Source organism: Bacteriovorax sp. DB6_IX (genome assembly GCF_000447775.1).
Taxonomy (GTDB): domain Bacteria; phylum Bdellovibrionota; class Bacteriovoracia; order Bacteriovoracales; family Bacteriovoracaceae; genus Halobacteriovorax_A.
In genome coordinates this window covers 1-2,720 of sequence record NZ_AUNJ01000226.1, presented here as the reverse complement: position 1 = coordinate 2,720, position 2,720 = coordinate 1, and the positions used below count along the sequence as shown (strand labels likewise).

The 2,720-nt window shown below is 36.2% G+C and carries 4 protein-coding genes; 3 read left to right on the top strand and 1 reads right to left on the bottom strand.

Features of this window, described 5'->3' with window-relative positions:
- Nucleotides 1–231, top strand: a 231-nt coding sequence (locus M901_RS06720; protein WP_021277426.1) for a DUF2452 domain-containing protein, incomplete at its 5' end; no start/stop codon positions are given.
- A 28-nt stretch (nucleotides 232–259) separates the two neighbouring features.
- On the top strand, nucleotides 260–709 hold the full coding sequence (locus M901_RS06715; RefSeq protein ID WP_021277427.1) for a hypothetical protein: 450 nt from the start codon (nucleotides 260–262) through the stop codon (nucleotides 707–709).
- 5 nt (nucleotides 710–714) lie between these two features.
- Here the strand turns inward: M901_RS06715 and M901_RS06710 are convergent, their stop codons facing one another.
- A complete protein-coding gene (locus M901_RS06710; RefSeq protein ID WP_034721020.1) occupies nucleotides 715–2,121 on the bottom strand; it encodes a YdiU family protein in 1,407 nt (468 codons plus the stop codon).
- A 72-nt stretch (nucleotides 2,122–2,193) separates the two neighbouring features.
- On the opposite strand from M901_RS06710, the gene M901_RS06705 reads away from it, so the two are divergent.
- Nucleotides 2,194–2,712: a lipocalin family protein gene (locus M901_RS06705; RefSeq protein ID WP_021277428.1), complete on the top strand. Its 519-nt coding sequence runs from the start codon at nucleotides 2,194–2,196 to the stop codon at nucleotides 2,710–2,712.
- The last annotated feature ends 8 nt before the right edge of the window (nucleotides 2,713–2,720 follow it).

Below are 2,720 nucleotides of genomic sequence, written 5' to 3'. Positions count from 1 at the left end.
CAATATGAGAAGCTAAAGAATAAAGTTGAAGTCTCGGAAAGAATTTACTTAGCTGATATGTCATTTCGACCATTAATAGGTAAGACCTATTTCTTATATTCTCGTAAAGATAAAAAAGATATCTTGTCTATGGTGGCCCCGACAGAGTGGGGGAAATCCGGACACCCTTATGAAGATCATATCGCAACTGTTCAGCTTCTTGCCGATCATACATGGAAGGTGATAGATTAATCTCACACATAACGTTAAGAGGTTATCTATGAAAAAATTAATTCTATTACTTTTAATTCCATTTATCTCATTTGCTAATGCAGATTTAGCAAAGACTATTATGAATGAGTATCAAGACTTTCGTGAAATGGTCTCTAATCTTAAAGAGGATCGTCTTGTAGGTGATTACTATAAGGCAAAACAATATCCAGATGTTCTCCTTCTTTGGAATCTTAGAGATGATATTAATGATCATGAGGTGATTCGTTTCTTCAGATATCGTGAAGATGGAACACCATTTGCAGTCACTTATCATAGAAGTTCTTATATCGTAGATGGAAGAATTGTTCTAAGAAGATTTGTTGGACCTGAGCCATCTGGATGGGAAAACCATACCATTGATTATCTCACGGGAGAATATCTCGGAAGACAAGGTTTTGATCCTTATCTTTCAAAGGATGAGAAGCAATTCCTAATCGATTGGAATATTAAACACTAATTTAATTAAGTCCCACAAAAAGTAGCTTTAACTCTTTCGCTCTTTTGTGGGGCTCTTTCAAACTCTTCATACTCTTCTCTTCTTAGAAAAGGTTCCTTTACCATCTCACACATCTTAAAAAAATGTGAAAAGTCTGCTTCATAGGCCATGTCGATGACTTTCTCTATCTGATGATTCCTTGGTATATAAATTGGATTTGACTTATTCATGAGCTCTTGAGCTTCTTCGCCTTGTTTAGCTTTAATTCTTTCACTAAATTGTGCAAAGGAATTAATATCTTCAGTTAGTGTTCTAAAAGAGATTGTAAAATCAAGCTCGTGATCATGAAGGTAAGTGAGCCAGTCAGTGATGATCTCTCTTGTGTCTTCATCGTAATCAGAAATTCCCAATTTGTTGGCCATTGTCATAAGCCATTGCTGATCATAGTACTTAAGAGAATCTTCTAAAGTTTTTGTGACTTTATCTATTGCAATATTTTGATCGTTATCAATAAGTGGAATTAAGCATTCGGCAAATCGATAGAGATTCCATTGAGCAATAGGGATTTGATTTTGATAGTTATAGCGACCTTGGCGATCAATTGAACTAAAGACTTTGTTGAATTGAAACTCGTCCATAAAAGCGCAAGGGCCAAAGTCAATAGTCTCACCAGAGAGTGACATATTATCTGTATTCATCACTCCATGAATAAACCCCAATCCCATCCACCTTGAGACAAGCTTGGCATGTTTCTTGGCGACTTCTTGGATAAGTCTTAGATAAATTTCACCAGAGCGGTCATTTATGAGTTCTTTAATTTCTGGATAGTGTCTTTGTATTGTGTAATCTGCAAGTTCCTTTAAAGATTTTAAGTCTTCCCTTGCTGCAAAGAATTGAAAGGTTCCAATTCTTATATGGCTTGCGGCAACTCTTGTTAGAATACCACCTGGCTCTGCACCATTTCGATAAACGGGCTCATTTGTAGAGACTGCAGCAAGTGCTCTGGTTGTTGGAACACCTAAATGATACATGGCCTCACTAACAATATATTCCCTCAGTACTGGACCTAAAGCCGATTTCCCATCACCGTTTCTTGAAAATGGTGTTTGGCCAGAGCCCTTTAATTGAATATCTCTTCTTACGCCATTGGAAACAACTTCACCAAGAAGCATGGCCCTTCCATCTCCAAGCTGTGGCACAAAGTGTCCGAACTGGTGGGCAGCATAGGCCATAGAGATTGGTTCTTCATTATTTATTAATCTTTGACCGCTTAGATATTGGAGTATTTCTGTGTGATCTAAATCTTGTGCCCCTAATTCTTTGGCTAGATCTTCGTTATAAATAATGAGACTAGACTTAGGAAAGTCTTCTGGTTTTACATGATAAAAGAAGTTATCGCTGAGTTTTGAATAGGTATTATTAAAGTTGAACATGATAATCTCTTGGTAGTTTGACATTTGCTAGACGTGACTCACGAATGCCTCTATTTATGGGATCATTATAATATGAAAAAACTACTAAATATATTCTTTCTCTTTATTCTTTTTAATAGCTGTTCAAGCTTTAAGTACAATCAAACGGTAGACTTTGTTGATATTCAGAGATTTATGGGCGATTGGTATGTTCAGGCAGGAAGATTTACCTTTCTTGAAAAGAACGCTTATAACTCTTTAGAGCAGTATAAGTGGAATAGTGAAAAGAAGAGAATTGATATAACTTTTAGTTTTAATGAAGGCAGCTTTAATGGGGAGAAGAACCTCTATCATCAGAAGGCCTGGATAGAAAACTCCCAATCAAATGCCTTTTGGAAGGTACAACCTTTTTGGCCTTTGAAACTTGACTATATTGTTATTGATTTAGCCAGTGACTATAGTTGGACCGCAGTAGGGGTACCTAGTGGAAAGTACCTCTGGATAATGTCTAGAGAAAAGTCTCTCGATAATACCATTCTTAATGGAATCCTAGAGAGATTAGTAAACAAGGGATATCCTATTAATAACATCAAGTATGTGAAACATAACTAAGTTATTAA

Excerpts from the sequence above, each read along its gene's own strand:
- M901_RS06715 (WP_021277427.1), top strand. The coding sequence starts at position 260 with ATGAAAAAATTAATTCTATTACTTTTAATTCCATTTATCTCATTTGCT.
- M901_RS06710 (WP_034721020.1), bottom strand. The coding sequence starts at position 2,121 with ATGTTCAACTTTAATAATACCTATTCAAAACTCAGCGATAACTTCTTT.
- M901_RS06705 (WP_021277428.1), top strand. The coding sequence starts at position 2,194 with ATGAAAAAACTACTAAATATATTCTTTCTCTTTATTCTTTTTAATAGC.